Origin of the sequence: Plantactinospora solaniradicis, from assembly GCF_042658085.1 — a bacterium.
GTDB lineage: Bacteria > Actinomycetota > Actinomycetes > Mycobacteriales > Micromonosporaceae > Plantactinospora > Plantactinospora solaniradicis.
This window is the reverse complement of sequence record NZ_JBHSPR010000060.1, coordinates 384596-411322: the sequence shown is the minus strand read 5'-3', so window position 1 is coordinate 411322 and position 26727 is coordinate 384596. Positions and strand designations below refer to the sequence as shown.

Annotated in this window: 23 protein-coding genes; 11 read left to right on the top strand and 12 right to left on the bottom strand. The window is 71.0% G+C overall.

Annotation, left to right across the window (positions count from 1 at the left end; translation table 11 throughout):
- Position 1: 1 nt before the first annotated feature.
- A complete protein-coding gene (locus ACFP2T_RS41500; protein WP_377432288.1) occupies positions 2 to 3244 on the bottom strand; it encodes an NACHT domain-containing protein in 3243 nt (1080 codons plus the stop codon).
- A gap of 105 nt (positions 3245 to 3349) precedes the next feature.
- A complete protein-coding gene (locus ACFP2T_RS41495) occupies positions 3350 to 4921 on the bottom strand; it encodes a DEAD/DEAH box helicase (RefSeq protein WP_377432413.1) in 1572 nt (523 codons plus the stop codon).
- 449 nt (positions 4922 to 5370) lie between these two features.
- Between ACFP2T_RS41495 and ACFP2T_RS41490 the strand changes: the two genes are divergently transcribed.
- A complete protein-coding gene (locus tag ACFP2T_RS41490) occupies positions 5371 to 5538 on the top strand; it encodes a hypothetical protein (RefSeq protein ID WP_377432287.1) in 168 nt (55 codons plus the stop codon).
- Between the two features lie 131 nt (positions 5539 to 5669).
- On the opposite strand, the gene ACFP2T_RS41485 is transcribed toward ACFP2T_RS41490, so the two are convergent.
- Positions 5670 to 6071 (bottom strand): MerR family transcriptional regulator, encoded by a 402-nt coding sequence (locus ACFP2T_RS41485; protein WP_377432286.1) that lies wholly within the window; start codon positions 6069 to 6071, stop codon positions 5670 to 5672.
- A 59-nt stretch (positions 6072 to 6130) separates the two neighbouring features.
- On the opposite strand from ACFP2T_RS41485, the gene ACFP2T_RS41480 reads away from it, so the two are divergent.
- The 8 genes from ACFP2T_RS41480 to ACFP2T_RS41445 all read left to right on the top strand — a co-directional run bounded on the left by ACFP2T_RS41480 (position 6131) and on the right by ACFP2T_RS41445 (position 14454).
- Complete coding sequence (locus tag ACFP2T_RS41480; RefSeq protein WP_377432285.1) at positions 6131 to 7033, top strand: NAD(P)-dependent oxidoreductase; 903 nt, start codon at positions 6131 to 6133, stop codon at positions 7031 to 7033.
- 79 nt (positions 7034 to 7112) lie between these two features.
- Positions 7113 to 7583, top strand: coding sequence for an NUDIX domain-containing protein (locus ACFP2T_RS41475; RefSeq protein ID WP_377432283.1), 471 nt, complete (start codon positions 7113 to 7115; stop codon positions 7581 to 7583).
- A gap of 36 nt (positions 7584 to 7619) precedes the next feature.
- Positions 7620 to 8096, top strand: coding sequence for a GNAT family N-acetyltransferase (locus ACFP2T_RS41470; RefSeq protein WP_377432281.1), 477 nt, complete (start codon positions 7620 to 7622; stop codon positions 8094 to 8096).
- 282 nt (positions 8097 to 8378) lie between these two features.
- On the top strand, positions 8379 to 9350 hold the full coding sequence (locus tag ACFP2T_RS41465; protein WP_377432279.1) for an acetylxylan esterase: 972 nt from the start codon (positions 8379 to 8381) through the stop codon (positions 9348 to 9350).
- A 159-nt stretch (positions 9351 to 9509) separates the two neighbouring features.
- Positions 9510 to 11144: a S8 family peptidase gene (locus ACFP2T_RS41460; protein ID WP_377432277.1), complete on the top strand. Its 1635-nt coding sequence runs from the start codon at positions 9510 to 9512 to the stop codon at positions 11142 to 11144.
- Between the two features lie 29 nt (positions 11145 to 11173).
- Positions 11174 to 12472 carry a hypothetical protein gene (locus ACFP2T_RS41455; protein ID WP_377432276.1) on the top strand — a complete coding sequence of 433 codons (1299 nt, stop codon included), beginning with the start codon at positions 11174 to 11176 and terminating at the stop codon, positions 12470 to 12472.
- A gap of 194 nt (positions 12473 to 12666) precedes the next feature.
- Entirely contained in the window at positions 12667 to 13071 is a 405-nt protein-coding gene (locus tag ACFP2T_RS41450; protein ID WP_377432275.1) for an ATP-binding protein, read from the top strand.
- Positions 13072 to 13218: 147 nt separating this feature from the next.
- Positions 13219 to 14454: a phosphodiester glycosidase family protein gene (locus ACFP2T_RS41445; protein WP_377432273.1), complete on the top strand. Its 1236-nt coding sequence runs from the start codon at positions 13219 to 13221 to the stop codon at positions 14452 to 14454.
- A 78-nt stretch (positions 14455 to 14532) separates the two neighbouring features.
- Here ACFP2T_RS41445 and fusA read toward each other — a convergent pair whose 3' ends face one another.
- From fusA to ACFP2T_RS41400, 9 genes are all read right to left on the bottom strand, one after another.
- Positions 14533 to 16650, bottom strand: a complete 2118-nt coding sequence (fusA, locus tag ACFP2T_RS41440; RefSeq protein WP_377432272.1) for an elongation factor G — start codon at positions 16648 to 16650, stop codon at positions 14533 to 14535.
- A 386-nt stretch (positions 16651 to 17036) separates the two neighbouring features.
- Entirely contained in the window at positions 17037 to 17879 is an 843-nt protein-coding gene (locus ACFP2T_RS41435; protein ID WP_377432270.1) for a carbohydrate ABC transporter permease, read from the bottom strand.
- Positions 17869 to 18822: a carbohydrate ABC transporter permease gene (locus ACFP2T_RS41430; RefSeq protein WP_377432269.1), complete on the bottom strand. Its 954-nt coding sequence runs from the start codon at positions 18820 to 18822 to the stop codon at positions 17869 to 17871. Before ACFP2T_RS41430 ends, ACFP2T_RS41435 begins: the two co-directional genes overlap by 11 nt.
- Positions 18815 to 19552: an extracellular solute-binding protein gene (locus tag ACFP2T_RS41425; protein ID WP_377432412.1), complete on the bottom strand. Its 738-nt coding sequence runs from the start codon at positions 19550 to 19552 to the stop codon at positions 18815 to 18817. The genes ACFP2T_RS41430 and ACFP2T_RS41425 overlap by 8 nt, the downstream gene beginning before the upstream one ends.
- Positions 19553 to 19572: 20 nt before the next feature.
- Positions 19573 to 19980: a hypothetical protein gene (locus ACFP2T_RS41420; protein WP_377432267.1), complete on the bottom strand. Its 408-nt coding sequence runs from the start codon at positions 19978 to 19980 to the stop codon at positions 19573 to 19575.
- Between the two features lie 109 nt (positions 19981 to 20089).
- On the bottom strand, positions 20090 to 20791 hold the full coding sequence (locus tag ACFP2T_RS41415) for a response regulator (protein ID WP_377432265.1): 702 nt from the start codon (positions 20789 to 20791) through the stop codon (positions 20090 to 20092).
- Positions 20788 to 22242: a sensor histidine kinase gene (locus ACFP2T_RS41410; protein WP_377432264.1), complete on the bottom strand. Its 1455-nt coding sequence runs from the start codon at positions 22240 to 22242 to the stop codon at positions 20788 to 20790. Before ACFP2T_RS41410 ends, ACFP2T_RS41415 begins: the two co-directional genes overlap by 4 nt.
- Before the next feature lie 184 nt (positions 22243 to 22426).
- The gene (locus ACFP2T_RS41405; protein WP_377432263.1) at positions 22427 to 23125 is read right to left on the bottom strand and encodes a LuxR C-terminal-related transcriptional regulator; all 699 of its coding nucleotides are present in this window, start codon (positions 23123 to 23125) and stop codon (positions 22427 to 22429) included.
- Entirely contained in the window at positions 23122 to 24366 is a 1245-nt protein-coding gene (locus ACFP2T_RS41400; protein WP_377432260.1) for a sensor histidine kinase, read from the bottom strand. Before ACFP2T_RS41400 ends, ACFP2T_RS41405 begins: the two co-directional genes overlap by 4 nt.
- Before the next feature lie 144 nt (positions 24367 to 24510).
- Between ACFP2T_RS41400 and ACFP2T_RS41395 the strand changes: the two genes are divergently transcribed.
- Both ACFP2T_RS41395 and ACFP2T_RS41390 read left to right on the top strand, forming a co-directional pair.
- Positions 24511 to 25836 (top strand): S1 family peptidase, encoded by a 1326-nt coding sequence (locus tag ACFP2T_RS41395; protein ID WP_377432258.1) that lies wholly within the window; start codon positions 24511 to 24513, stop codon positions 25834 to 25836.
- A 143-nt stretch (positions 25837 to 25979) separates the two neighbouring features.
- Positions 25980 to 26681, top strand: coding sequence for a DUF998 domain-containing protein (locus ACFP2T_RS41390; protein ID WP_377432256.1), 702 nt, complete (start codon positions 25980 to 25982; stop codon positions 26679 to 26681).
- Positions 26682 to 26727: the final 46 nt, after the last annotated feature.

Below are 26727 nucleotides of genomic sequence, written 5' to 3'. Positions count from 1 at the left end.
CTCACTCGATGGCGGGGACAGCGCTGGGCGGTGAGAGCAGCGGCCCTTGCCAGCCTTCTCGCGGCTCGTCCTCGTCGCGCCGGGGCGGCGGCAGGGCACCATCCGACCACATCGCCGCGCTGCGGTCGACCGCCAGCAGGAACCGGTCCGGGGTGTTGACGATCCCGACCAGTTCCCGGGCGACGGCCGCCGCCAGACCACCCAGCATCGGATCCCTGATCCGGGAACGGCAGACGAGCAGCCCGATCTCGACCCATTCACGGCTGGTCAACCGGACCTTCCGCCATCGCGTGCCACGCCCGGCCTGCCGCGCCGCCTCCCCCAGCCGCCGGTACTGCTCCGCCAACTCGTCCCCCGTCCCGGCCAGCACCTGGACCGACCACCACCAGGATTCGGCCAGTCGGGCGATGTCCACCGGACGCGGGGAGATCTCGGCCAGCAGCAGCTCGTTCTGACCGGTGGCCACCGCGACGTCGACCGCCCCGTCGTCGAGCGCGATGCGGGTCAGCAGCGCCGCGGCGACCGGGATCGCATGCGGCAGGTCCTCGCCGTACTCCCTGGCCGGCATCTCGTCGAGTTGGGCCCGCGCGCCGGCAAGGTCACCGAGTACGTAGTGCAGGGTGGCCCGGAACTCCCGCGAGGCCAGCTCGGGCCTGCCCGCGGCGTCCTCCGCCTCGATCAGCTCGTCACAGGCCGCCAGCAACCGGTCCGGCGCGGCGCCCTGCCGTACCAGCTCCGAGATCTTCCGACGCTTGGCCGTCACCGCCGGGGCGTTCGGGACCTCCGGTGCCGGATACAGCGCCTGGACGGCCAGCAGGCGCTGCTCGGTGCGCCACCAGCGGCCGGCGGCGCAGCCGACGAAGACGCTCTTCCGGAGCGCCTCCGCGAGAAGTTCGTCCGAGCCGGCCCGTCCCGCCCGCTCGGCGAGCAGGCTCCCGAACTCGGCCAGGGCCTCTTCCCAGTAGCCGACCATGGCCAGGTTGGTCGCGAACTCCTCCCGGTAGCGGGCCGCCCGTGGCCGCCCGCCGAGGACCGCCAACAGGTTCTGCAGCCGGTCATGACGGAACCGGTACGTCCCACCGAACTCACGCACCAGGCCCACGGATTCGACAGCGGCCAGGAACTCCAGCAACCGGTACGGCAGCCGACCGGTCGCGGCCAACACCAGCCGGGTGACGACGAACCGGATCCACGCGCTGCCGGACAGGGTCAGGACCCACCACCCGATGCCGACCCCGAGACCCGCGACGGCCTGAGTCTCCAGCGGTACGGCAGGAAGTAGTTCCGACCGGGACAGGACCGTGAACAGGATCACCACCAGGACCACCGCCCTGACCACCTCGGGCAGCACGGCGAGCAGGGCCGCCGACCGGTCCGCCCGGAGCACCCGGATCGGCTCGGTCACCGTGAACGAGTCCGCCGGGGCGGCGAAGTCGACCCGGAGCGCGTTCCGGACGACGACGTAGCCGCAGACGAACAGTCCCACCGTTACCACCACTCGGCTGTCGCTCGACCACGATCCGACCGGCAGGGCGTACGGTTCCAGAAGGGAGACGATGCCCCGGGCCCGCTCGTACAGCTGGAGCGCAGCCCAGAGGGTGCCCGCCACCAGGGCACCGGCGAACGAGCCGTCGAGCAGGCCCCCGCCGAGAGTCCGGAAGCCTCCCCGGAAGGCGATTCGGGCCGGTGGCACCCCCTGATGGCCGGTGAGCTCCTCCAGCAGCGACAGGGTCGCGCCCATCACTCCGGCCATCACCACGATCGACGTTGATCCGTCGCTGAGGGCTCCCAGCGCCTCGCGCAGCCTGGAGTCGTCGCTCGCCGCCGCCATGGCGCGCAGCGCGTCGTCGGCGAGGGCGAGCGTGATCCAGGTGACGACTGCCACGCGTACTCCGTCGAAGAGCATCCAGAGCAGGCGTGGAACCTCACTCGGCAGTCGCCACCAGACGAACTCGCGCTGGTTCTGGGCTTCGAGGTGTCCGGCGAGGAACGACAGGTACTCCCGGGTCGCCGCCGGTGGCCACCGCTTGGACAACCAACTCTCCCGGTACGGCTGGATGGCGATCTCGACGGCGTCGTTGAGCAGTGCCTCCTCCACCGCCTGCCGGCCACCGTCCCGGGCCAGGGTGACGAGAATCCCGGGATCGTCGTCGTCCGGGTCGACCTGGGAAGGATCGACCTGCGTGGGATCGACCTGGGCCGGAGTCTCCCGTTCGTCGAACGCGATCCGCGCCATCGCCACCATCAGCGGCGTGGACAGCGCCTCGGCCAGATCGCTCCGCCCGTCCCGTGTCATCTCCTCGACCACGGGCCGCCACCTGGCGACCTGGCTCAGCGGCGCGGCATCCTGGAGATAGTTGGCGACCTTCGTCGGGTCGAGGGGTTCGATCAGGATCACCGCCGCGCCGCGGAGTTTCTCGCCCTGCTGGAGATAGCGGTTGTAGAAGCCGCTCCGGCAGGTCAGGACGAGCCGCTGTGCCGGCAACTCGTTGAGTCTCCGCAGGCAGAGTGCTGCCCGCTCCTCGGTCATCTCGTCGAGACCGTCGAGAACCGGCAGGATCAGGTTGGCGTTGAGCAGGTCCCGCACCGCCTCCGCCCAGCGCGGGTGGAGCATCGACAACTGGGGGTACCGGTTCGCGATCTGCGAGACGATCCAGTGGTCGAAGCGCAGGTTCGCGGCATCCCAGGACGCGACGTAGAGCAGCAGCGGGATCGGGCCGTCCGACGTACGTTCGGCGATCAGCCGGCGGGCCAGCCGCATGACCATTATGGACTTTCCCGATCCCGCCGAGCCGAGGACCAGCATCCGGCCGGATGGAACCCTCAGGTAGGAGTCGTAGATGGCGCCGTCCCGACCGGACAGGTCGAGCGGCTCCCCCTCGCTGGAGCGGCAGATCGTCCGCCACGACGGCTGGTAGTCCGCCACCGCGTTGGACCAGGACACCGGCAACGGGTACGGCTCTTCGAGGGTCTTGAGCAGCGCCTCGTCGACAGGGCTACGCCGGACGTGTTCGGCCAGTTGCTCGGCCACGGCCCGGCGCCGCACGGCGGGCGCGCCCCGGACGGCGTCCCGGTCCCCCAGGATCTGCCGGACCACGACAAAGGTGCCGACAACTCCGGCGACGACGCCCCAGGTCCAGTTGACCTTCTCGAAGTCGTAACGCCACCAGACCAGCGCGCTCGCTGCGGTGGCGGCGGAAACCACCAGGATGGACAGGACTCTCCGCCACATCCGCCGGGGCATCCGACGATTATCGCCGCTGGCGGTCGTCCGCGGTACGTGGGACGAACGAGCCGTACCGGAGATGGTCGCGCGCCGGACCGCGTTGCCGCGGTCACCGGCGCACGGTCAGCGGCCGCGTCTGGTACCGACCCGGCTTCCGGCGGAGAACGCCGCCGCGCTACGAGGGGTGAGCGAGGTGTCCCCACCCGCGCCACCCTGGCCGGCGGAACGACCCGCCGAACCGGCGGCACCCGACGACGAGGCGGCTCCGCGCCCGCCACGGCCGCCACTCGACCCACGGCCACTCGACCCACGGCCACTCGACGCTCCGGTCGTGGTGCGCCGGTCATCGGTCGCGGTGCGCCGCTCGCCGGTCGCGGCACGGCGGTCGCCGGTCGCCGCGTGGCGGTCGCCGGTCGTGGCGCCCCGACCGCCGGTCGCGGACCGCCGGCCACCGGTCGCGGCACGCCCCGTCGCGGCGCGGCCCCGACCACCGGTCGCGGCCGGCGTCGTCTGCACCGGGGGTGCGGTGAAGCGGCGCTCACCCGGAGCGAGTTCGGCGAGCAGCGAGTCACCCGGACGCAACGGGGTGATCTTCGGGTTGATGCCCGCCTGCCTGGTCAGATCGCGTACGTCGGCCACCTGGTCGTCGGTCATCAGGGTGACGACGATGCCACTCGCTCCGGCGCGGGCGGTCCGCCCCGACCGGTGCAGGTAGGCCTTGTGCTCGGCCGGCGGGTCGGCGTGGATCACCAGTGCCACGTCGTCGACGTGGATCCCGCGCGCGGCGATGTCGGTCGCGACGAGTGTGCCGGCGTGGCCGGACGAGAACGCCGCCAGATTGCGGGTCCGGACGTTCTGCGCCAGGTTGCCGTGCAGTTCGACGGCGGGTACGCCGGAGGCGACCAGTTGGCTGGTCAGCTTCTTCGCACCCCGCTTGGTACGGGTGAACACCAGCGCCCGCCCGGGGGCGGCGGCCAGGTCGATCAGCACCGGCAGCCGGTCGTCGGGACGTACCCGGAGCACGTGGTGGGTCATCGCGGCGACCGGGGACGACGCCGAGTCGACGCTGTGCGTGACCGGGTTGCTGAGGTAGCGACGTACCAGGACGTCGACACCGGAGTCGAGGGTCGCCGAGAAGAGCAGCCGCTGGGAGCCGGCCGGGGTCCGGTCGAGCAGCCGCTTGACCACGGGCAGGAAGCCCAGGTCGGCCATGTGGTCGGCCTCGTCGAGCACCGTGATCTCGATCGCGTCGAGCACGGCGTGACCGGTCGACACGTGGTCGGCGAGCCGACCCGGGCAGGCGATCAGGATGTCCACCCCGGCCCGCAGCGCGCTCACCTGTGGCCGCGCGCCGACCCCGCCGAAGACGGTCAGGGTACGCAGGGACAGCTCGGCGGCCAGCGGCGCGATCGTCGCCTCGATCTGGGTGGCCAGCTCGCGGGTGGGCGCCAGGATCAGCGCGCGCGGCCGGCCGGGACGGCGCGACGCCGGCCTGGCGGCCGCGAGCCGGGCGAGTACCGGGATGGCGAACGCGTAGGTCTTGCCCGAGCCGGTCCGGCCACGGCCGAGCAGGTCACGCCCGGCCAGCGCGTCCGGGAGCGTCGCGGCCTGGATCGGGAACGGCGTGTCGATGCCGACCCGGCCGAGCGCGGCGACGAGCGCGGCGGGCACGCCGAGGTCGGCGAAACCGGCCATCGTCCGGGTCCCGGTCGCAGCCAGGTCTCCGGCAGCAGCCAGGTCTCCGGCCGGAGCCTGGTCCCCGGCTGCCGGCCGGGCGACGGGAGTGGTGGATGGGACAGAAGTCATCTTGCGGGGGCGGCGTGCCGCCATCGAGTCTCCGAACCTGGAAGGGGTCGGCCCGATTCCGGCGCTGACCGTTCGGTCGCAGCGCGTGGTAGCCGACATCAGACGCAGGCCGTGACCGGGGCCAGGGGCTGCGGAACCAAGTCTACCCGCACCCGATCTCCGCCCGTGCACCATAGTCAACCAACGGCTCGGGGTACGCTGACGGGGCGATCGGAACCGACGGTGTCCGGCCACGGCCGGATCCAGCCTGGTCGCTTTCCGCCCCCGTTCGCGTCTGCCGGTGGGTGAGCGGCGCATCCGCGCGAATCTCTGGAGCAGACGCACATCTGGAGCAGACTTTGACCCATGTGACGGCGACGCACTCGAACCCCTTCGTCGACCCGACAGAGGCGGACCCGAGTGACGAACAGCGGCCGACCACCGACGTGAGCCGGGCCGCCATGAGCCGACTCCGTACCCCGTTCGAGGTCGACAACCCCGACCGGGAGCCCCAACAGGGCGAATAGCACCCCTGCACCAGCCCTGTCCGGCGGCCGTCGACGGCGGCGCCGATCCGGGGTCGGCCCGGCGGCCGAGGCAGCAGGACGAGCCGCCGGGCCACCGGTGCGCGCACCGCGACCAGAGCCGAACAGCGAGGTCAGGCCGGTGCGTCGACCGGTTCGCAGGCGGAGTTCGCGGCGCCGGTCACCGGTATCGGGGCGGCGATCATCGCGTCGAGGATCGACCGGGCGGTCGCCAGGTCCGCGAGGGCGCGGTCGACCCGTTCACGGTCGCGGCGCAGCACCGGAAGCAGTTCGGCGCAGCCGGGACCGAGCCGCCCGCCGTCCTCGACCATGCAGGGCAGCAGCTCGGCGATCGTCTCGGTGTTGAGACCGGCCGCGAGCAGCGTACGGATGTGGCGCACCGTCCGCAGGTCGGATTCCTGGTACGCGCGGTAGCCGCTGCTCTGCCGCGCCGGCCGGAGTAGCCCCTGCTGCTCGTAGTAGCGCAGTGACCGCTCGCTCACCCCGGCCCGTCGGGAGAACTCCCCGATTCGCATGTGACCTCCGAAACGGCACGCTGGCTCTGACACCGGTGTCAAGGTTTAACTTAGCCGACATGACGACGCGATCGATCAAGGGCGATCCGGCACCCGTGACGGTGCTCGGCCTGGGCCCGATGGGGCAGGCGCTGGCCGCCGCCTTCCTGGCGGGCGGACACGACACGACGGTGTGGAACCGGACCGCGGCCCGGGCCGAGATTCTCGCCACCCGTGGGGCGGCGGTCGCGGCAACCCCGGCCGAGGCGGTCGGCGCCAGCCCGCTGGTGGTCGTCTGTGTCCGGAACTACGAAGCCGTACGCGCGATCCTGGCCGACGCCGGAGACGTACTCAAGGGTCGGACCCTGGTGAACCTCACCGCCGACGCCCCGGAACGGGCCCGCGAGTTGGCGGACTGGGCCGCCGAGCGGGGCATCGACTACCTGGACGGGTCGATCATGAGTCCGGTCGACACGATCGGCGGTCCCGGCGCGGTGCTGCTGTACAGCGGGCCGGAGGCGGTCTACCAGGCGCACCAACCGAGCCTGGCCAGCCTCGGTGGCACCGCAAGCTACCTCGGTGCGGACCCCGGCCGGGCGGCGGCGTACGACGTGGCCCTGCTCGATCTCTTCTGGACCACCATGAGCGGCTACGTGCACGCCCTGGCCCTGGCCCGTACACAAGGGATCGCCGCGCGTGACCTCGCCGCGTACGCCCAGGGGATCGTGGGGCTGATGGGCGGGATCATCCCCGAGTTCGCGGCCGAAGTGGACGAGGGCCGTCATCCCGGGACCGACGCCACCCTCGCCTCCGCCGCGGCCGGAATGGACCACGTCATCCACGCCGCGCAGGCCCAGCACCTCGACGTCGGCGTGCTGACCGCCGCCCGGGCGGTCGCCGGGCGGGCCCTCGCCGAGGGGCACGGCGAGGACTCCTTCTCACGCCTCACCGACGTACTGCTCCGGTCGGCCGCCAACCGGTGACCGGCCGGGATCGATACTCGGTGAGAGGTACCCGTCGATACTCATCGTGCTCGGTCGATGACCGGTCTACGCTGCCGTTGTGACGGCTTCCGAGATGTCATCCGTGGCCACCCCGAACGTCGCCGCCGGTGCCCTCTTCTTCGACGCCGAGGGCCGCGTGCTCCTCGTACGTCCCGCCTACCGGGAGCACTGGGACATCCCCGGCGGCTGTGCCGAGCCCGGCGAGTCACCGCGCGCCGCCTGCGTACGGGAGATCCAGGAGGAACTCGGCCTCACCGTCGATGTCGGCCCGGTACTGGTGGTCGACTGGGCACCCGACGACGACAAAGAAGACTGGCTGCTCTTCGTCTTCGACGCGGGGCCGCTCGACGGCGACAGCCAACGCCGCATCGCCTTCGTCGACGGCGAGATCACCGAGTGGCGCTTCGTCGCCATCGACGACCTCGACGCGTACGGGCCCGGCCGGCTCGTCCGCCGGATTCTCACCGCCGTGGCGGCGAAGGCCGGAGAACGGTGCAGCTACGCCGAACACGGAACAGCACCGGTTTGACAACCAGCATGGAATCGCGGCGGTAGGGTGCCGGCCATGCCGCCGTCACTCCGCCTGGAGAAGATCACCCCGGACAATGTCCTCGCCGCATGCCAACTGAAGATCCGGCCCGAACAGGAAGGGCTGGTCGCTCCGGTCGCACAGTCACTGGCCGAGGCGTACGCACAACCCGAGATCGCCTGGCCCCGGCTGATCGTCGACGGAGAAGAACCCGTCGGCTTCATCATGGGATTCTTCGAGGTCCGGCTGAATCCGGACAATCCAGAGGACCCGCTCCGCTCCGGGATCTGGCGGTTGAACATCGCCGCCGAGCAGCAGGGCCGGGGGTACGGTCGGTTCGCCGTACTGGCCGTGTGTGAGGAGATCCGACGGCGTGGTGAGAGCCGTGCCACAGTGACCTGGGTCCCCGGTGAGCGCGGGCCCGAGCGGTTCTACCTGCGGCTCGGTTTCCGGTTGACCGGAGAACAGAGCGGCGACGAGGTCGTCGGCGAACGGGACCTGACCGAAGCCTGAGCGGGTGCGTCCTGGCCTGCCGTCACGGCCGGTACGGCGACGTCTCCCCGGTCGCCGCGTACGACGTCGGTGGGACGGCGACAGCGGCGGCGGTCGACCGTCGGCGGCCGTGCCGACGTGAAGTGCCGACGGTCACACCGACCGATGGGAGGTGGCCGGATCGTCCAGGCGCTACCCTCCGGCCACGGACCACCGGCTCGACGCCGGGCTACCACCCACACCGGCTGCGTGTCGGGCCGGTCACCAGGCGTGACGCCCAGCCGTGAACGAAAGGAACGGGCCATGCTTGTCGACTGGCCACTGGACCGGTTGCGCGACTACCTGCCCGATCGGGACGAGCCAACCGACTTCGACGACTTCTGGGCCGACACACTGCACCAGGCGCGGGACGCCGGCAGTCCGGCCGAGTTCCTCCCGTACGACGCCGGCCTGGCCACGGTAGAGGTGTACGACGTCACGTTCTCCGGATTCGCCGGCCAACCCGTACGCGGCTGGTTCCTGCTCCCCCGGCACACCACCGGACCGCTGCCCTGCGTCGTCGACTACATCGGGTACGGCGGCGGGCGCGGCCTGCCGCACGAGTGGCTGACCTGGAGCGCCGCCGGCTACGCCCACCTGGTGATGGACACCCGGGGCCAGGGCAGCAACGGTTACCTGGTCGGTGACACCCCCGACCCGGACCCGGTCGGCCTGCCGCAGACCCCGGGTTTCATGACCCGTGGGCTCACCCACCCCCGGGCGTACTACTACCGCCGGGTCTTCACCGACGCGGTACGGGCCGTGGACACCGCCCGGGCGCATCCCCGGGTCGATCCGGACCGGGTGGTGGTGGGCGGCACCAGCCAGGGCGGCGGGATCAGTATCGCCGTCGCCGGGCTGGTCGACGGGCTCGCGGCGGTACTGCCCAACGTGCCGTTCCTCTGCCACTACCGCCGGGCCACCGAGATCACCGACGCGCTGCCGTACCAGGAACTGGTGACGTACCTGAAGACGCACCGGAACGACGTCGAGCAGGCGTTCCGGACGCTGAGCTACTTCGACGGGGTGAACTTCGCCAGCCGGGCCACCGCCCCGGCGCTCTTCTCCGTCGCCCTGATGGACGCCATCTGCCCGCCGTCGACCGTCTTCGCCGCGTACAACCACTATGCGGCGGAGCAGAAGGACATCACGGTGTGGCCGTACAACGGCCACGAGGGTGGCGCGGGATTCCAGTTCCCCCGGCAGGTCGACCTGCTCCGTCAACTGCTCGGCTGACCCGCTCCGCCTCGGCCGCCACCGGCCCGGTCGCCCCGGACGGTGGCGGCCGGGCCGCGCTCCGGGTCAGGATCGACGCCGACCGTCAGATCCACGTCCGCCACTTCCCTCCGACCCCGGCGGGTAGAAACGATGGTGTGGAAGTCAGGGGAGGGTTCCATGGACCAGGACGATGCTGACCCGGGACGTCCGGCGGGCCCACTACCCGCCGAGTTCGGATCGGCCAAGCAGAACGCGGACGGTGGCGACCGGGCCGGGCCGCTGTCACCGGTGCCCACCTCGCCCAGTCTGGTCACGGACTCGGTGATCGCCCGACCGTTGCAGGAGCGGATGCGGGAGTCGGGCGACGAACCGATCGGCGTCGTGATCGAGTTGCGTACCCGGCACCCCGGCGGAGTGTCCCGGGCGCAGGCCCGGGTCCGGGAACTCATCGTGCAGATCGCGGGCGCCGGCACCCCGGTCTGGCCGATCGGCTCGTACGTGAGCAGCGCCCTGACAGCCGCGCAGATCCGGGCCCTGGTGGCCGCCGACGCCACCGACGCGACCAACGCGGACGCCGACGCGGAGGCGGAGGCGGAGCAGGACGACGGGGCCGGCACCCGGCCGGGGCGGACCGTCGAGGAGGTGTCACCGCCGGCCGTCAGCGGGCCCGCCCAACGCTGGTCCATCCACCGGATCTGGCCCAACTTCGAGGTCCAGCCGCTGATCCACCGCTCGGTGGTGACCACCAAGTGCCAGGCGGCACACCGCGCCTTCAACGCCTACGGCCAGGACCTCGTCTGGGCGGTGCTCGACTCCGGCATCGCCGCCGCCCATCCGCACTTCCACCGACACGACAACCTGGGCCTGGCCGCGCCGCTGGCCCATCGGTCCTTCGTGGGCAGCAGCGACGACGAGGCGATCCTCGACCTCGCCGGCCACGGCACCCACGTGGCCGGGATCCTGGCCGGCGAGCAGATCGTCGACGACTCCGCCCCGCCACTGACGGCCGCCACCTGGTACCAGCCGGACGCCGGTGACACCCGTTGCGAGCGGGTGCACCTGCGGAAGATCAGCGGAATGGCGCCGCGATGCAAGCTGCTGTCCTGCAAGGTCCTCCGGGACGACGGCTCCGGGGACATGGCCGCCGTGCTGGCAGCGCTGGAGTACATCCAGGAACTCAACGACTACGGTCGTGAGCTGCTCGTACACGGGGTGAACCTGTCGGTCGGCTACCCGTTCGACCCGACCTGGTTCGCCACCGGACTCAGCCCGATCTGCCGGGAGGTCGACCGGCTGGTGCAGTCCGGCGTCGTCGTGGTCGTCGCGGCCGGCAACACCGGGTACGGCTACGTCATCGACGCCGGCGGCCGGCGGATGCGGACGGCATTCGACCTGACCATCAACGATCCGGGCAACGCGGAGTTGGCCATCACGGTCGGCGCGACGTCCTGCCGGCCACACGCCTCGGGCGTCTCCTACTTCTCCTCCAAGGGACCCACCGGCGACGGTCGGGCCAAGCCGGACCTGGTGGCGCCGGGCGAACGCGTGATCAGCGCCGGTACCGGCAGGTTGCTGGAGCGGGCCCTCGCCGGCGTCCCCGAGGCGACATATGTGGAGAACTCCGGCACCTCGATGGCCGCCCCGCACGTATCCGGGGTCGCGGCGGCGTTCATGTCGGTGCACCAGGAGTTCATCGGACACCCGCGCCGGGTCAAACGCGCACTGCTCGAGTCCGCGACCAGCCTCGGTCGGGACCGCTCGTTCCAGGGCTACGGACTCGTCGACGCGATGCGTGCCCTTCAGTCGGTCTGATCCATTCGAGCCGGATGGAGCACTGAGAGATGCGGTTGCAGTTCCCGTACGCGGAGGTGGAGATCGAGTCCACCGGCGCGATCCACGACGAGAACCAGCGGCGGGCGGCGTTGGACCTGGTCGCCGCCACCGGGCCGACGGACATCCTGGTCCTCTGCCACGGCTGGAACAACGACATCCCGCGGGCCCGCCGTCTCTACGCCCGGCTGACCGACAACATGGCGGGGGTACGCCCCGCGGTCCCGTCGGCGGCGTCCCGGTCCCTGCTGGTGATCGGCGTGCTCTGGCCCTCGATCCGCTGGTCCGACGAGGACGAGGTGGCCGGTGGCGGAGCCGGGATCGGCGACGAGGCCACCGCGCTGACCGAGGCGATCGCGGAACGGATCGAGGATCCGACCAGGGCGGCGCTGCTCACCCGGCTCGTGCCGAAACTGACCGGATCCGCCCAGGCTCGACGGGAGTTCCTCGACGCCCTGCGTGAGCAGGTCCCGACCGCGCCGGCCGCGCTGACCTCCGGAAGCGGTACCGGAGGCAGCGGTGTGGGGGTGGACGAGGATCCGCCACCCGCGGCATTCCTCGACGGCGACCCGGAGGAGGTCTTCGCGGAGGCGGGTGGGCCCGAGATCGACCTCGGCCTGCCGGAGCGGCTCGGCGGCGCGGCCGGATTCGGCTTCGGCTTCGGCCTCGGCCTCGACGACGTGCTGCGTCGGGCGCGCGGCCTGTTGAACATCACCACCTACTACACGATGAAGGACCGGGCCGGGCAGGTCGGCTCCGGCGGCATCGCCGCGCTGCTGTCCGCGCTGGCCACGGCGGCCCCACGGGCCCGGCTGCACCTGGCCGGTCACTCGTTCGGCGCTCGGGCGGTCTCCGCCGCCGCAGTGCGGCACCCGAGCCTGCACTCGTGCACCCTGTTGCAGGGCGCGTTCAGCCACCACGCCTTCGCCGTCAATTTCAACGGCCGGGGCGACAACGGACTCTTCCGACCGCTGCTGGCCAGCGGAAAGCTGACCGGACCGGTGCTGATCACGCACACGGTCAACGACCGCGCGGTCGGCCTGGCGTACGCCGCCGCCTCCCGGCTGGCCCGGCACGCCGCCGCCGGGCTGGGTGACGAGAACGACCCGTACGGCGGGCTCGGCCGTAACGGCGCGCTGAAGACACCCGAGGCCGTCCAGCCCGGCGAACTCCTGGACGTCGGCGGCGCCTACCGTTTCCAGGCTGGCCGGGTTCACAATCTGCGGGCGGACTCCTTCATCCGGTCGCACGGCGACGTCGGCGGCCGACAGACCGCTTACGCACTGTTCGGCGCGATCAGCAGTGCGTAGTCGTCCGGCTCGGCGGAATCGGCGCCCGATGGAGGGAAAATGGTCGCCGATGCGGGATGGCCTGGCCAGCTTTGATTGACATCGCCACCGGTGGGTACCGTCCGCTGTACCCTGACGGGTCCGGTGACCTTGGAGGCGCCATGACGGATAGTCCGTTGCACGATCAACGGACGGATACTCAGCATGGCGCTCTGTTGTTCCAGGACGACTTTGACGGCGTGCGGGTCGCCGACGTACGACGATCACTGACCGAGCGCCTCCTCAGGGCCGGGTTCGGCGGACCACGACTCGACGACTTCGTGACCGCGATCAACGAGGCGATGACCAACGCAGTACGGCACGGCGGCGGCTGGGGCGAGGTACGGCTGTGGCGGGCGGAGCACCTGGTGTGCGAGGTCCAGGACCGGGGGCCCGGCCTCGCCGATCCGCTGACCGTTCCGAAGGACCGTCCCCGGCCGTCCGCGAACGGCGGGATGGGACTCTGGTTGGCCCAGGAACTCGCCGACTCGATCGACATCAGGAGCGGATCCGACGGCGTCCGGATACGCCTCACCCTGACCCCCGCGCCCGACACCGACGCCGACGCCGAACTGGCGTGACCTGACCGGAACGGACTCGACCGGGGACGGGTGGAGCGGGGTAACCGGGCGGCCAGCCGATGTTCGTTTGACCTCGATCAGGTCCGCCGGAAGTCTGGCTGGTGTCCCGTTCCGTCCCGCCCGGAGGCGATGGCCTTGCTGTCACAGATGAATCGTTCGAACCGACCCCGTCGGGCCCTGACCTCGTCGGCGCTCGGCCTCGTACTGGCCGTCCTGGCGACAGCGAGTCCGGCGGTAGCGGCGGCTCCCGTTGCTGTCACGCCCGGTGCTGTCACGCCCGGTGCTCTCGCGCCCGGCGTGACGTACCGGGAGTTCACCCGGGACACTGCCGGCGGCACCGTGCCCGGTCATCTCGTCGAGGTCGACCTGCGCAACCCCCTGGTGGCCGTGGACCTGCTGACGGCGGGCGCGGTCGCGGCGCGGGCGCCGATATCCCAGCAGGCGAACGGCCGACGGGCGGTCGCGGCGGTCAACGGTGACTTCTTCAACATCAGCAACACCCAGGCCGGCGTCGAGGTGACCGGGTCCGCCGTCGGGCCGGCGATCGCCGGTCGCGACGACCTGAAGGCCGCCGTACCGAACGGGCAGCGGTTCGGGCCGGGGCTGCCGCCGGGTACGTCCACCTCCGACGTACTCGGGGTCGGGGTGGACCGGCGTGGTCGGCTCGCCCGGGTGGACCTGCGCGGCACCGTCTCCGCCGGCCGGGACAGATTCGCGGTCACCGGGTTCAACCAGTACGCGCTGCCGGTGAACGGGCTCGGGGTGTTCGACCGCGACTGGGGCACGGTGTCCCGTAAGCGCCCCACCTGCGGCACCGACACCGACCGGGCCGCCGCCTGTAGCACCGACACCTACGAGGTGAGCGTGCGACACGGCCGGGTCACCGCTGTCGGCACCGAACCGGGAACCGGCGCCATCGCCCGGGACACGGTGGTGCTGGTCGGCCGGGAGCAGGGTGCCGACACGCTGCGCCAGCTCGAGATCGGCGAGCGGGTACGCGTCGACTACGACCTCGTCCCCGACGCCCGGGTGCCGTTCACGTTCGCGGTCGGCGGGTTCCCGATCCTCCGCGACGGTGCGCCGCTGGCCGGACTGGACGCGAGGACGGCTGCCATCCGTACCGCGGCCGGGGTCAGCGCCGACGGTCGGCGACTGTATCTGGTGGCCGTCGACGGCGCCGGGCCCGGCCTCACCATCCTCGACCTCGCCCTGACGCTGCACGACCTGGGCGCGGCCAGCGCGGTGAACCTCGACGGCGGCGGATCGTCGACCCTGGTCACCCGGACCGTGGCGGATCCCGCCGTCGAGGTGCGCAACCACCCGTCCGGTGGCGCCGAGCGCCCGGTACCGAACGGCATCGGGGTGTTCTCCCGACTCGGCTGACCGACACCGCTGGCCCCGTCCAGGTACGGACGGGGCCAGCGGTCCCCCGTGCCGGCACTCCCCCTGCCGGCGGTGCCGCTACCGGGGCGGTATCCCGCTGGAGACCGCGCTCGGCACCGGGCTGTAGCCGGTGGCTCGGGTACTGAAGGTGCCCCGGCCCTGGGTCCGGCTACGCAACCGGGTCGCGTAGCCGAACAACTCGGCCAGCGGCACGGTCGCGGTGACCACGACGGTGCCGGCCCGGGTGGTCGAGCCCGAGACCCGGCCGCGTCGGGCCGCCAGGTCGCCCAGCACCCCGCCGACGGCGTCGTCGGGCACGGTCACCGTCACCTCGACCACCGGTTCCAGCAGGACCATCTCGCTGGCCCGGAGCGCCTCCCGCAGCGCGAGCCGGCCCGCCGTCCGGAACGCCAGCTCCGAGGAGTCCTTCGGATGCGTGGCACCGTCGGCCAGGTTGACCCGCAGGCCGATGACCGGATGGCCGCCGAGCGGACCCTCGGTGAGCGCGTCCCGGCAACCGGCCTCGACCGCCCGGACGTACTCCTTGGGCACCCGGCCGCCGACGACGGTCGAGCCGAACGCGAAGTCCGGCGCGTCGCCGTCACCGGCCCCGGAGCCGCCGGCCGGGTCCGGGTTGGTGGCCGCCAGCGGTTCCACGTCGAGTACGACGTGCGCGTACTGACCGGCGCCGCCGTCCTGCTTGACGTGCCGGTACAGCAGCCCGGACACCCCGCGTACGACGGTCTCCCGGTAGGCCACCTGCGGTCGGCCGACGTTCACCTCCAGCCCGTGGGCTCGACGGATCTTCTCCACCGCCACCTCCAGGTGCAGTTCCCCCATCCCGGACAGCACCGTCTGGCCGGTCTCGGAGTCGGTCCGGATGGCCAGCGAGGGGTCCTCCTCGACCAGCCGGGCCAACGCCGACGTCAGGCGCTCGCTGTCGGTGCCCCGTCGGGGCTCGACCGCCACCGAGACCACCGGATCCGCCACGCTCGGCGGTTCGAGGACCAGTGGCGCCTCGGGCACGCACAGGGTCGCCCCGGTACGGGCGGCCTTGAGCCCGACCACCGCGACGATGTCGCCGGCCACCGCCCGGTCCACCTCGGTGTGCCGGTCGGCCTGGACCCGCAGGATCCGCCCGATCCGTTCGGTACGACGCGCGCCGGTGTCCAGCACCACGCCTCCCTTCTGGATCGTTCCCGAGTACACCCGCAGGTAGGTCAGCCGCCCGGTCGCGGTGGAGTTCACCTTGAACACCAGCGCGGCGAACGGCGCCGCCGGGTCGGCGGCCCGCTCCTGCGGCACGCCGTCCCGTACGCCCCGCACCGCCGGCACGTCCAGCGGCGAGGGCAGGTAGGCCACCGCCGCGTCGAGCAGCGGCTCGACGCCCCGGTTGCGGTACGCCGATCCGCAGAGCACGACCAGACCGTCACCGGTACGGGTCAGGTCCCGCAGCGCGGCGGCCAGGGTCGTCGCGGACAGCGTCGAGTGGGCACAGAACTCCTCCAGCGCGGTCGGATGCAGTTCGGCCACCGCCTCCTCCAGTACCCGGCGCCGTCGCTCCGCCTCCGCCCGCAGGCCGTCCGGTACCGGCCCCTCCTCGAACGTGTCGCCGTCGGCCCAGACCAGCGACCGCATCCGGAGCAGGTCGACGACGCCGGTGAACCCGTCCTCCCGCCCGATCGGCAGTTGGACCACCAGCGGGGTCACCCGGAGCCGTTCGCGGATCGACCGGACCGCGTCGTCCAGGTCGGCGCCGGCCCGGTCCAGCTTGTTGACGAAGGCGATCCGGGGTACCTGGTGCCGATCGGCCTGTCGCCAGACCGACTCGCTCTGCGGTTCGACGCCCGCCACGCCGTCGAAGACCGCGATCGCGCCGTCGAGCACCCGCAGGGCCCGCTCGACCTCGTCGGCGAAGTCGACGTGGCCCGGGGTGTCGATCAGGTTGATCCGGTGACCGGCCCAGTCGCAGCTGACGGCGGCGGCGAAAATGGTGATGCCACGGTCCCGCTCCTGGGAGTCGAAGTCGGTGACGGTCGTCCCGTCGTGCACCTCGCCACGCTTGTAGGTGGCGCCGGTGACGTACAGGATCCGTTCGGTGGTGGTGGTCTTGCCGGCATCGACGTGGGCGAGGATGCCCAGGTTGCGGATGCGGGTCAGGGCGTCGGTGGGATGACGGTGCAGGTCGGTACGCACGGCCGATGGCCTTCCTGGGTGAACCGGACGAGGACGGCGCGATTGGCGTGACACGGCCGGCCCCGTCGATGACGGCGGCCGGGCAGGGAGGGACCCCACGGATCGTCCGGGCCGATCGGGGTTACGCCTCGGGGCATGCCTCGATCGGCTCGGATCAGGGGTGTGTCACGACATCCGGTGGGGCCGCGCGGGCCGCCGACCGGAGGTTACGAAGACGTCAGAATCACCCGGTGCCGGGACTGGGGAATGGTCACAGCGGTGCGGTACTGCACGGCCGGCTCCCCTCGTTCGTCCTCTCGCGCGCCGCCACTGCGTGGCAAGATCGCGCTCGGTTCGTGCTGAGTGTACTGAAACCCGGGCCCGCGCATAACCCGGTTTTCGACCGGCTACTTCACCGCTCCGGCGGTGAGACCCTGGACCAGGAACCGTTGCAGCATAAGGAATCCGGCCGCCACCGGCACGCTGACCACCAGCGAGGCGGCCATCACCTGGTTCCAGTAGACGCCGGCCTGGGTCGAGTAGAGCTGGAGCCCCACCGGCAGCGTACGGCTCTGCTCGGTGGTCATGATCGAGGCGAACAGCACCTCGCTCCAGGCGGTCACGAAGGCGTAGATGGCGACCGCGACGATGCCGGGCAGGGCGACCGGCACCACCACCCGGAGCAGCGCGCCGACCGGTCCGGCCCCGTCGACCAGCGCGGCCTCGTCCAGCTCCCGGGGGATCGAGTTGAAGTAGCCGACGAGCATCCAGATCGAGAACGGCAGCGAGAAGGTCAGGTAGGTGACGACCAGACCGAACCGGGAGCCGTACAGGGTGATGCCGGTGAGCTGGTCGATGTTGACGTAGATCAGGAACAGCGGCAGCAGGAACAGGATGCCCGGGAACATCTGGGTGGAGAGCACCGTGACCGAGAAGAGTCCGCGCCCGGGGAACCGGAACCGACTGATGGCGTACGCGGCGAAGACGGCGACCAGGACCGAGAAGAGCGCGGCGGCCGACGAGACGATGACGCTGTTCAGGAAGTACCGGCCGAGCGGGATCGTCCGCCAGATGTCGACGAACGGCTGCAACGTCAGCTCGCTCGGGAGCCAGCGGAAGTCGCTCTGCACGTCGCGCAGCGGCTTGGCGGCGGAGGTCGCCATCACGTACAGCGGCAGCAGCACGAGGCCGGCGAAGAAGGTCAGGCCCACCCAGCGGACCCAGCGGAACCAGCGGGGCTCAAACAGCACGACGGCGCCTCCTGGACGTCAGCAGCAGGTACCCGGCGGTGAGCAGGAGCAGGAAGAGCAGCAGCAGGACGGACATCGCGGAGCCGAGCCCGAAGTTCCAGGTCACGAACGAGCTCTGGTAGATGTGCACCGAGATCAGGTCGGCCTGCTCCGGTGTCGCCGCGCCGAAGAGCACGAACGGGGTGGTGAAGTCGTTGAACGTCCAGAGGAACAGCACCAGGACCAGCACCAGGGTGACCGGCCGCAGCATCGGCAGGGTCACCCGGCGGATCTGCTGACCGGGCCCGGCACCGTCGATCGCGGCGGCCTCGTAGAGCTCGGTCGGGATGTTCTGCATCCCCGCCATGATGATCAGGAAGGCGAACGGCCAGTGCCGCCACACCGACACGAGGACGACGGCGACGAAGCTGCGGTCGCCGAGCAGCCAGAACGCCCGGTCGTCGGTCAGGTGCAGGTTGTCCACCAGTAGGTGGTTGAGCATGCCGGTGTCCCGCTGGAGCAGGAAGTTCCAGGCGATCACCGCCGCGTAGGCCGGCAGCGCGTACGGGACGAGGAAGAGGGTACGGAGCAGTCCCCGGTTGCGCATCGGCCGCTGGAGCAGCAGGGCCGCGACGAAGCCGAGCAGCCAGGAGCCGACGACCACCAGCAACGCGTACGCCAGGGTGATCCAGAGCGAGCGGAGCAGCGCGGCGCCGATCGCCGAGTCGACGTCGACCGCCACCTTGTAGTTGCGGAGCCCGGCCCAGGGTGCCGCCGACCAGTTCCGGATGAAAAACTGGGTCAGCTCGCGGAAGCTCATCCAGACCCCGACGGCCATCGGCACCAGGTGGACGAGCAGTTCCAGGAGCAGCGCCGGCAGCAACAGCAGGTACGCCAGGCCGGGCCGGCGCCAACCGGCACCGGCCCGACGACGCGCCCCGGTCGACCCGGGGCGGTCAGCCACCGGTGCCCATCTCCTGCTGGGCCTTGGTGAGCGCCGCCGCGACCTCTGCCTCACCGACCGGTTGCCCGCTGGCGACCTTGGCGAAGAGGTCCCGCATCCCACTGCCCACCGTGGTCTCGAACTTGCTCTCCTCGGGCACCTGTGGCAACGGCCCGGCGGTGTTGGCGAGTACGTCCTGGAAAACCTTGATCACCGGAGTCTGGAACGCCGGATCGGAGTAGGCGTCCTTGACCACCGGCAGTGACCCGAACGCCTTGTTGAGGATCTGCTGCTCCCCGCTGCTGGTCAGGAACTTCACCAACTCCAGGGCGCCGTCCCGGTTCTCGGTGTTCTTGAAGACCGAGATGTTGATCCCGGCCACGTGGCTGTTCACCCGCTTGCCACCCGGCGGTAGCGGGTCGGCGATCGGGATCGGCGCGACGCCGTACTCGTCGGGTTTCATCCCGGCGGCGGCGAGCACGCTGACCGCGTTGCTCTGCCAGAGCAGCATCCCGGCCTTGCCCTTGGCGAAGTCGCCGATCGGCTGGTTCGGCGTGGTGTACTCGGCGTTGCTGGGGTTGGCGATCTTGTGGGTCGCCATGAAGTCGATGTACTGCTTGACCGCCATGACGTGGTGATGCCCGGTGAACTGCGGCTTGCCGGCGCTGTCGAAGAATTCCGCGCCGTGCTGCTGGCCGAAGATGAAGGCGTGGTGCGCGTTCTCGGTGTAGCTCGCCCCCTCGACCGCCAGGCCCCACTGGTCGCCCTTGGTCAGCTTCTTGCCGGCGGCGACGAACTAAGCAACGGCGCCACCCCGCCCATCGCGATCAGGAATCCCAGGATCCCGCACTCGGCAGCGGCTTCCCGGTAGGTGACCCGGGACGGCTCACGGCGACGCAGCCGTCGCAGCGTGCGTACCGACCGCCGCCGCCGGCGACGTTGCCGTTCGGCGAGTTTCCGGGCCCAACGCTCTCGGGCGGCCGGGTCACGGCGGTGCCGAACGCTCCGGATCGGGTAGCCAACCAACACCAGTGCGCCGATGCTGACCGGGATCCCGACCGCCGGGCCGAGCAGCGCGGACGGAACGGCGACGATCACGACGAGGAGGTTCGCGGCGAGCGGAATCGCGAGGAAGAGCAGGACGCCCCTGCCGAATCCGCGCCACCACTTCCGCGTCATGGCCCCGCCCGATGGTCGTGAGCAGCCCCGTCCGCGTCCACCGTAAAGGGCGCTGTCGATCTGCCGTACCGCGTCGAGGCGGTGCCCCGACCCGGTGGTCGTGGACGGCTCAGCCGTCGGACGCGGCGGAACCGTCACTGGCGTCGTGGGCGAGCAGCGCAAGCTGGATCCGGTTGGCCAGGTCGAGCTTGGCCAGGGCACTGGAGACGTGCGCCTTGACCGTACCGACCGACATGAACAACCGATCCGCGATCTCGGCGTTCGACAACCCCTCCGCCACCGCGACCGCCACCGACCGCTCCCGGTCGGAGAGTCGACCGAACCGTTCCCGGGCCTGCCGGTGCCGCTGGTCGGGGCGGCGGTGCGGGGCGACGCCCGCGACATGGTCGATCAGAGTACGGGCGACGGTCGGCGAGAGCACCGGTTCACCGGCGGCGGCCCGGCGTACGGCCTCGACGATCTGCTCGGGTGGAGTGTGCTTGACGAGGAAGCCGGCCGCCCCGTTGCGGAGCGCGTCGAGGATCGTCGCGTCGGCGTCGAAGGTGGTCAGCACGATGACCTGGGGAGAATCTCCGGAGCGTGCCGTGATCGCCCGAGTCGCCGCGATACCGTCCAGCAGCGGCATCCGTACGTCCATCAGCACGACGTCCGGGCGCAGCCGGGTCACCGCGTCGGCGACGTCCGCACCATCCGCCGCCTCACCGACGACCTCGATGTCGGGCGCCCCGCCGAGCATGAGCCGCAGACCGGTACGGACCAGCGCGTCATCGTCCACGAGCAGAACGCGGATCACGCCACCGCCCGAGGTCATGCGGGCCACGGTAGCCGAGTGGTGAGCCGGAACGTTCCGCCGATCACGCCGTGCTCGATTGTGCCGCCGTCGATGGCCAGGCGTTCGGCAAGCCCGGTCAGACCGGCCCCGGCACCCGGCATCTTGTCGACGGTACGTCGCTCCTGCGGCAGCGGATTGCTGACCGTCGCCACGATCCCGGTGGCCGGGGTCGCCTCCACCCGTACCGCCACCTCGGCCTGACCGGCGTGCTTCCGGGCGTTGGTCAGGCCCTCCTGCACGGTGCGGTAGACCGTACGGTGCACCGCCGGACGCAACTGCTCGGCCGCACCGGGTGCGCAGACCATCTCGAACGTCACCCGCTGACCGGCCGCCTGCGCCTCCCTGACGAGGCGGGCGATGTCGGCGAGCCGGGGCTGCGGGGCGGCCCGGTCGGCCGCCGTACCCGAGGTGGAGCTGCCGGCCCGGCCCCGGCTGCCGGCGTCGCTCCGGCCGTCGGCGTCGGCGTCGCGGGGATCGCCGTCGCCGTCGCCGTCGGTGTCGGTGTCGGTGCCGGTGTTGCGGGGATCGCCGTCGGCGTCGTCCGGTGCCGCGTCCGCGTCGGGATCGTCGTCGGCGGTGTCGGCCAGGCGAAGTACGGCGAGGACGTCGCCCAGCTCGACGAGCGCCTGTCGGGCGTTGTCCCGGATGACCTCGATCGCGCCGCCCACCTCCCCCGCGTCCAGCGGAGCGCTGGCACCCGCGTCGGCCTGCTTCGTGCGGTACGCCAACGCGCCGGCATGCACCGAGATCAGCGAAATCCGATGAGCCAGTACGTCGTGCATCTCCCGCGCGATGCGCTCACGCTCCGCTCGGCGGGCACCGGACAGCCGATGCCGGTGCTCACGGCGCTCCCGTTCGACCTCTCGGTGCAGGTTCTCGATGAGCTGTCGGCGGGCCCGCACCGCGATCCCCCAACCGAGCGGCACCAGGTACATCAGACAGATCAGCGTGAGGTACGCCCACCGGGTGACGCCGGGCGGCGGGTAGTCGTACCCGAATGGCAGTGACGGCAGCAGATGGAGCACCGTGACCAGCGTGGCCGGCTGCCAGTTGCGGTGTACCGCCACGGTGAGGACCGCGATCAACGCCGCGCCGAGTCCGCTCGCCGCCAGTCCCAGCACCAGGGCCATCACGACGCCGATGGCGATCGGGTACTGCCGCCGCCACCACAGGGCCAGGCAGGCCAGGCCGCCGACCCAGGGATCGATCGTCTGCATCCAGCCGGGGATCACGTCGACGTAGTGCAACGGGGCGCTCTGCCAGGCCCACGCCCAGAACAGCACCGCCAGGCCGAACAGCACGACATCGACGATCCAGTCCCGGAGCGTACGGCGGTGCCACCCCGTACCGCCGGAAACCGCCGGCCGTCGGGCCGGCATCGCGTCGCCCGCCCAGCGGCGGAACCAGCGGAGGTCCGGGGCCCAACCCATGCGGCGAGCCTACAAATGGTCAGGTTCCCGGCGGCCCGGTCGACCGGCCAATCAGGCTGGCCAGCCGACCAGAACCATGGCCGGGCGGCAGATCAACAGAGGTCCGCACCTGGTACGCCGCCAATCGCATGGAATGTGGTTCCAGCCGAAATGACGTGCGGCCGGGCCCAGCCCGTTGATCGACTCACCTGTCCGTGTCGACGCGCCACCAGTCCCGCACGTCAGCCGCTTCTCCGGACCAGAATTCCAGGAGGTCTCCCGGCGCGAGTCCGAGAGCCCGTTCGATCTCGCTGGGAGTGAGGCTTCGCAGCGAGTCGGACAGCGACCGGGTCAGGTCGAGCCAGTAGCCACGCAGCGTGGACTCGCTCACGAACAGTTGCTTGGCAATCTGGCCGTAGCTCAGTCCGCGGGCACGGCCGTGCAGAAGCTGGCGTTGGCGCTCGCTGAGCAGGGTGATGCAGTTGCGCCGGACCAGAACCTCGAGTATCCCGACGACCGACTGCGGCACGACGGTGCCACCGGAGGCGACCTCGAGGAGGAGTCGCTCGGCCCGGCCGGTCGGCAGCGCCTTGGAGACGATCCCGCTCGCACCCGCCGCGATGCACGCCGCCAGGACGAAGCGGCGTTCCTCCTGGCTGTAGATGCAGACCCGGTAGCCACGGCTTGTCAGAGCCCGGATCGCGGCCACGCCCTGCCGGACGTCAGGCTGCTGTTCGAAGTTCGTCAAGTGCAGGTCGAGCAGGACTGCGTCCACCACCGGGCGGCGGCGCACCAGTTCCTCCACCGTCGCGACCGCAGCGACGACGTCGAGACCCGGCATGAGCAGGCCGATCGACTCGCGGATCAGCGACGCGTCGTCGACGACCGCCACCGTGGGCCTCATGCCGCGTCCGTGGAGGCGTCCCGGTCCGCACGAACGGCTGCCGACCCGGGGCCGGACGAGATCGTCACCGTCGTCCCCTCGTCCACTGCGGACTCGACTTCGACGTCGAGCCCTCGCCGCCGCAGTTCGCCCACGACAACCTCGCGCAGGCCGACCCCGACGGTCACCGACGCCGGGTCGAACCCGACGCCGTCGTCGCGCACGGTCAACGTCCAGCCGCCGTCCGTACCCTGGTCGAGGTGGACCACGACGGCATCTGCCCGGGCGTGCACGCGTACGTTGAGCAGCAGGCTTTCGAGCGCGCGTTCGAGAGCGTCGGCCTGCGCGGCGGGAAGTTTCAGGTCGGCGCCGAGGTCGAGCAGGGCATCGATGTTCAGGTCGGCGAACCGGTCACACACCCGCTCGATCAGCGGAGCGAGCACTACGGTGGGGCCGGAGCCGGCCGCTGTGGCGGCGGCCCCACCCCCGTCCGGCGTCTGGCCACGCAAGTAGGTGCGCATTCGCCGCAGTTCCACCTCAGCCTGGTCGATGAGCCGGGAGCGTGAGGCGTCGGTCCCCGGCTCGGTGAGCAGGCGCATGAGGGCGACGCCGTTGTGCATCATCACCTGAGCACGTCGTTCCTCCTCGCGCCGTGCCAGCTCCGCGGCGCGGGCCCGCGAGGCGTCGGCGTCGTGCGCGATGCGCCGGGTGAATCCGAAGAACATGCGGGCGACCAGGGCGTACACCACATAGCTGATGACGTTGCCGATCGCGGTCGAGGTCATGTTTCCCCCGACCTCTCCGCCGAGGTAAACGGCATAGCAGACGACAACGCCGAGGAGCCCGCCCGCCCAGAGGGTGAGGCTGCGGACACCGCTGGCCGTGTAGAGGACCGACAGTGCGTAGCCCGGCTGGTAGGCGACCCAGGTGCCGAAGCGGTCTCCCGGCGTAAGCACCAGCGGCCCCAGCACGAGCAAGAGGCAGGCCAGCGCGAAGTCCACTGCGGAACCCGCCGCGCCCAGCGGTCGACGGCGCACCAGCGCCACCGCGCTGACCGTGACGGCCGCGCACGCCGCGGCAACCCAGCACGCGAGGTAGGCGATGCCATGCGGTGACGTCGTCACGCCGATGTATACCGCCGGGATCATCTGCGCGACCGTGCCTAAGCGGACGCCCGTGATGAAGTACGAGAACGCCCGCTCGACGCCGGCCTTGGTCGTCGGCAACTCCGCGACGCGCCACAGCCGGATCCGACCGCTCATGGTCCTCCCTCGGATGGCCGACGGTCCGGGCCGACAGAAGTTCGCGGATTCGTTGGGTCACAGCGAACCCGCGAAACGCAACGATCAGGCTACTTCAGCAAACGGAGCTGGATATCACCAGTTTTCTCCGAGAGGACACAATAGATGCGACGAGCACTGACCCTGCTCACCTCGCTGACGATCACCGCCAGCCTGACGCTGGTCGCGGCAGCTCCCGCCCCGGCAGCCCCCACCCCTTCCGACACCGACAACGCAGCGGTTTTCGGTACCGGGGCCGTGCCGGTGCGAGCCGTCCCGACGTCGGCGGGCACGTTCCGGGTGACCGGGACAGGCAAGTCCGCACAGGCTCTGGATGACGCGGCGATGCAGGACCTGACCACGTCTGCCGCGGAGAGCGGACGGGACCTGTCCGCCGTCGTCGCGGCACACCAGGGCATCCACGAGTTCAGTGCCTACACCACGCAGCTGGAGGAGACCAGCCCGGACGTGTTCGTACGGGCCGGTCTGGCTACCGAGGGTGGGGCGGCCAACCCCTGGATCCAGTTCACCGCCAAGCCCAGCGCGGATATCGTTGCCGCACTGGAGCGTCTGCCGGTGAACACCGAGGTGCAGTACGGTGCGCCGGCCAGCTCGACGGAGCTGGCCGACCTGGCGTACGCGCTCACCACGTCCTTGGCGGCGCGCTCCGACGTAATCCAGTCAGCGGGGACCCGCTACGACCCCGAGCGACGCGTGCTGCGTCTCCAGTACGCGCCCGTCGGGGGAATCCAGCGGAGCGCCCTCGACTCGGTCTTCCAGGGGGCGCTGACCTCGGGCACCATCGGGGGGCAGCTTCCCATCGAGGTTGTGTTCGAGCTCGACGCCGACCGGGCGGGGGTCAACGAGCGAACCATCGAAGGTGGAAGGGACCTCAACCTGACCAACGGCGACGCCCACTGTACTGCCGGGTTCACCGTGGTCCGCTACGGTAACCGGGGTGTGCTGACCGCGCGGCACTGCAACAACGCGCTCCGGTACGGCAATGCCGTGGGGCTCATCAGCACCAGTCCGGGCCAGGCCCCGAACGCCGCGATCGATCTCCAGTTCCACCGGACCCTGACCGAGAACGGCCACTCGACGAACATGCAGTTCCGGGCGACCAACCGGCAGGCCGCCGGAGACCGGACGGTGACGGCCGTCGGCAACGCACCTGTGAACTCGGCCGTATGCCATTGGGGCCGGACCAGCGGGTACCGCTGCACCTACATCGCCGACACCAACACCTGCCAGGTGTACCTCGGTGGCCATCGGTGGTGCGGTCTGGATGTCACCGATGCGGATGTCTCGGCGGGTGGTGACAGCGGCGGGCCGTGGTTCTTCGGGAACACTGCCCGGGGCATCCACTCCGGCGCCTGGGATGACAGGGAAAGCTACCTCACCCGGATCAGTCGGGTGAATCAACACCTCGATGCCACGGTATTGCGGAACTAGCTCGTCTTCGATGCCTGGTCTTTGCAAGTTGATCGGGTAATCCGTCGGTTCTGAGGATGTGTCACGCAGGCCGTCTCCCAACGGTTCGCCGTTGGGAGACGGCCTGGTTGGTGGACCGTAGGAGGATGGCCCCGGAGGGAAGCATGTCGACGCATCGCGTGACCCGGATACTGCTCGGCTGCGGGGCGGTCGCTCCGGGTCTGTTCATCCTGGTGTTCCTGGTCGACGGCGCCACCCGGGCCGGCTACGACCCGACCTACCACCCGGTGAGCGCGCTGAGCCTCGGTCCACGCGGCTGGATCCAGATCACCAACTTCGTCCTGACCGGACTGCTGCTGCTCGGCTTCGCCGTCGGGCTTCGCCGGGCCCTGTACCCCGGTCGCGCCAGTCTGTGGGGACCGCTCGTGATCGGCGGGTACGGGCTGAGCCTGCTGCTCTCCGGCACCTTCGTGATGGATCCGATGCGTGGCTACCCGCCCGGCGCTCCGGCTGACCGAAGCCCGGACCAGAGTTGGCACCATGTACTGCACGACAACCTCGGTGCCGTGGTGTTCCTCTCGGTGCCGATCGCCTGCTTCGTCCTCGCCCGCTGGTCCGTCACCCGGCCGTACGGTCGCGCCTGGGCCGGGTACGACATCCTGACCGGACTCGCCGGCCTGGCCCTGCTCGTCGCGTTCGGTGCGGCGTGGGAGACGGCTCATTCGTCGGCTGGCCTGATCCAACGAGTCATGATCGCCGTCGACTGGACCTGGATCACCGTGCTCGCACTCCGGCTGCTGGCGGAGATCCGTACTCGGGCCGACGAGCCGTCCACGGCAGTCCATCGGCTGCCCGAGGGTGTCTAACACCCGCCTAGCCGTCTCAGCGCTCCCGTGCCCGCGTAGACCGCCG

Bases quoted from the DNA above. Each gene is read 5' to 3' on its own strand.
- ACFP2T_RS41410 (WP_377432264.1), bottom strand. From the start codon at position 22,242: ATGGGTTGGGCCCCGGACCTCCGCTGGTTCCGCCGCTGGGCGGGCGAC.
- ACFP2T_RS41500 (WP_377432288.1), bottom strand. From the start codon at position 3,244: ATGCCCCGGCGGATGTGGCGGAGAGTCCTGTCCATCCTGGTGGTTTCC.
- ACFP2T_RS41405 (WP_377432263.1), bottom strand. From the start codon at position 23,125: ATGAGGCCCACGGTGGCGGTCGTCGACGACGCGTCGCTGATCCGCGAG.
- ACFP2T_RS41445 (WP_377432273.1), top strand. From the start codon at position 13,219: ATGAATCGTTCGAACCGACCCCGTCGGGCCCTGACCTCGTCGGCGCTC.
- ACFP2T_RS41420 (WP_377432267.1), bottom strand. From the start codon at position 19,980: ATGACGCGGAAGTGGTGGCGCGGATTCGGCAGGGGCGTCCTGCTCTTC.
- ACFP2T_RS41480 (WP_377432285.1), top strand. From the start codon at position 6,131: ATGACGACGCGATCGATCAAGGGCGATCCGGCACCCGTGACGGTGCTC.
- ACFP2T_RS41485 (WP_377432286.1), bottom strand. From the start codon at position 6,071: ATGCGAATCGGGGAGTTCTCCCGACGGGCCGGGGTGAGCGAGCGGTCA.
- ACFP2T_RS41495 (WP_377432413.1), bottom strand. From the start codon at position 4,921: ATGGCCGGTTTCGCCGACCTCGGCGTGCCCGCCGCGCTCGTCGCCGCG.
- ACFP2T_RS41395 (WP_377432258.1), top strand. From the start codon at position 24,511: ATGCGACGAGCACTGACCCTGCTCACCTCGCTGACGATCACCGCCAGC.
- ACFP2T_RS41460 (WP_377432277.1), top strand. From the start codon at position 9,510: ATGGACCAGGACGATGCTGACCCGGGACGTCCGGCGGGCCCACTACCC.
- ACFP2T_RS41390 (WP_377432256.1), top strand. From the start codon at position 25,980: ATGTCGACGCATCGCGTGACCCGGATACTGCTCGGCTGCGGGGCGGTC.
- ACFP2T_RS41470 (WP_377432281.1), top strand. From the start codon at position 7,620: ATGCCGCCGTCACTCCGCCTGGAGAAGATCACCCCGGACAATGTCCTC.
- ACFP2T_RS41415 (WP_377432265.1), bottom strand. From the start codon at position 20,791: ATGACCTCGGGCGGTGGCGTGATCCGCGTTCTGCTCGTGGACGATGAC.
- ACFP2T_RS41400 (WP_377432260.1), bottom strand. From the start codon at position 24,366: ATGAGCGGTCGGATCCGGCTGTGGCGCGTCGCGGAGTTGCCGACGACC.
- ACFP2T_RS41465 (WP_377432279.1), top strand. From the start codon at position 8,379: ATGCTTGTCGACTGGCCACTGGACCGGTTGCGCGACTACCTGCCCGAT.
- ACFP2T_RS41455 (WP_377432276.1), top strand. From the start codon at position 11,174: ATGCGGTTGCAGTTCCCGTACGCGGAGGTGGAGATCGAGTCCACCGGC.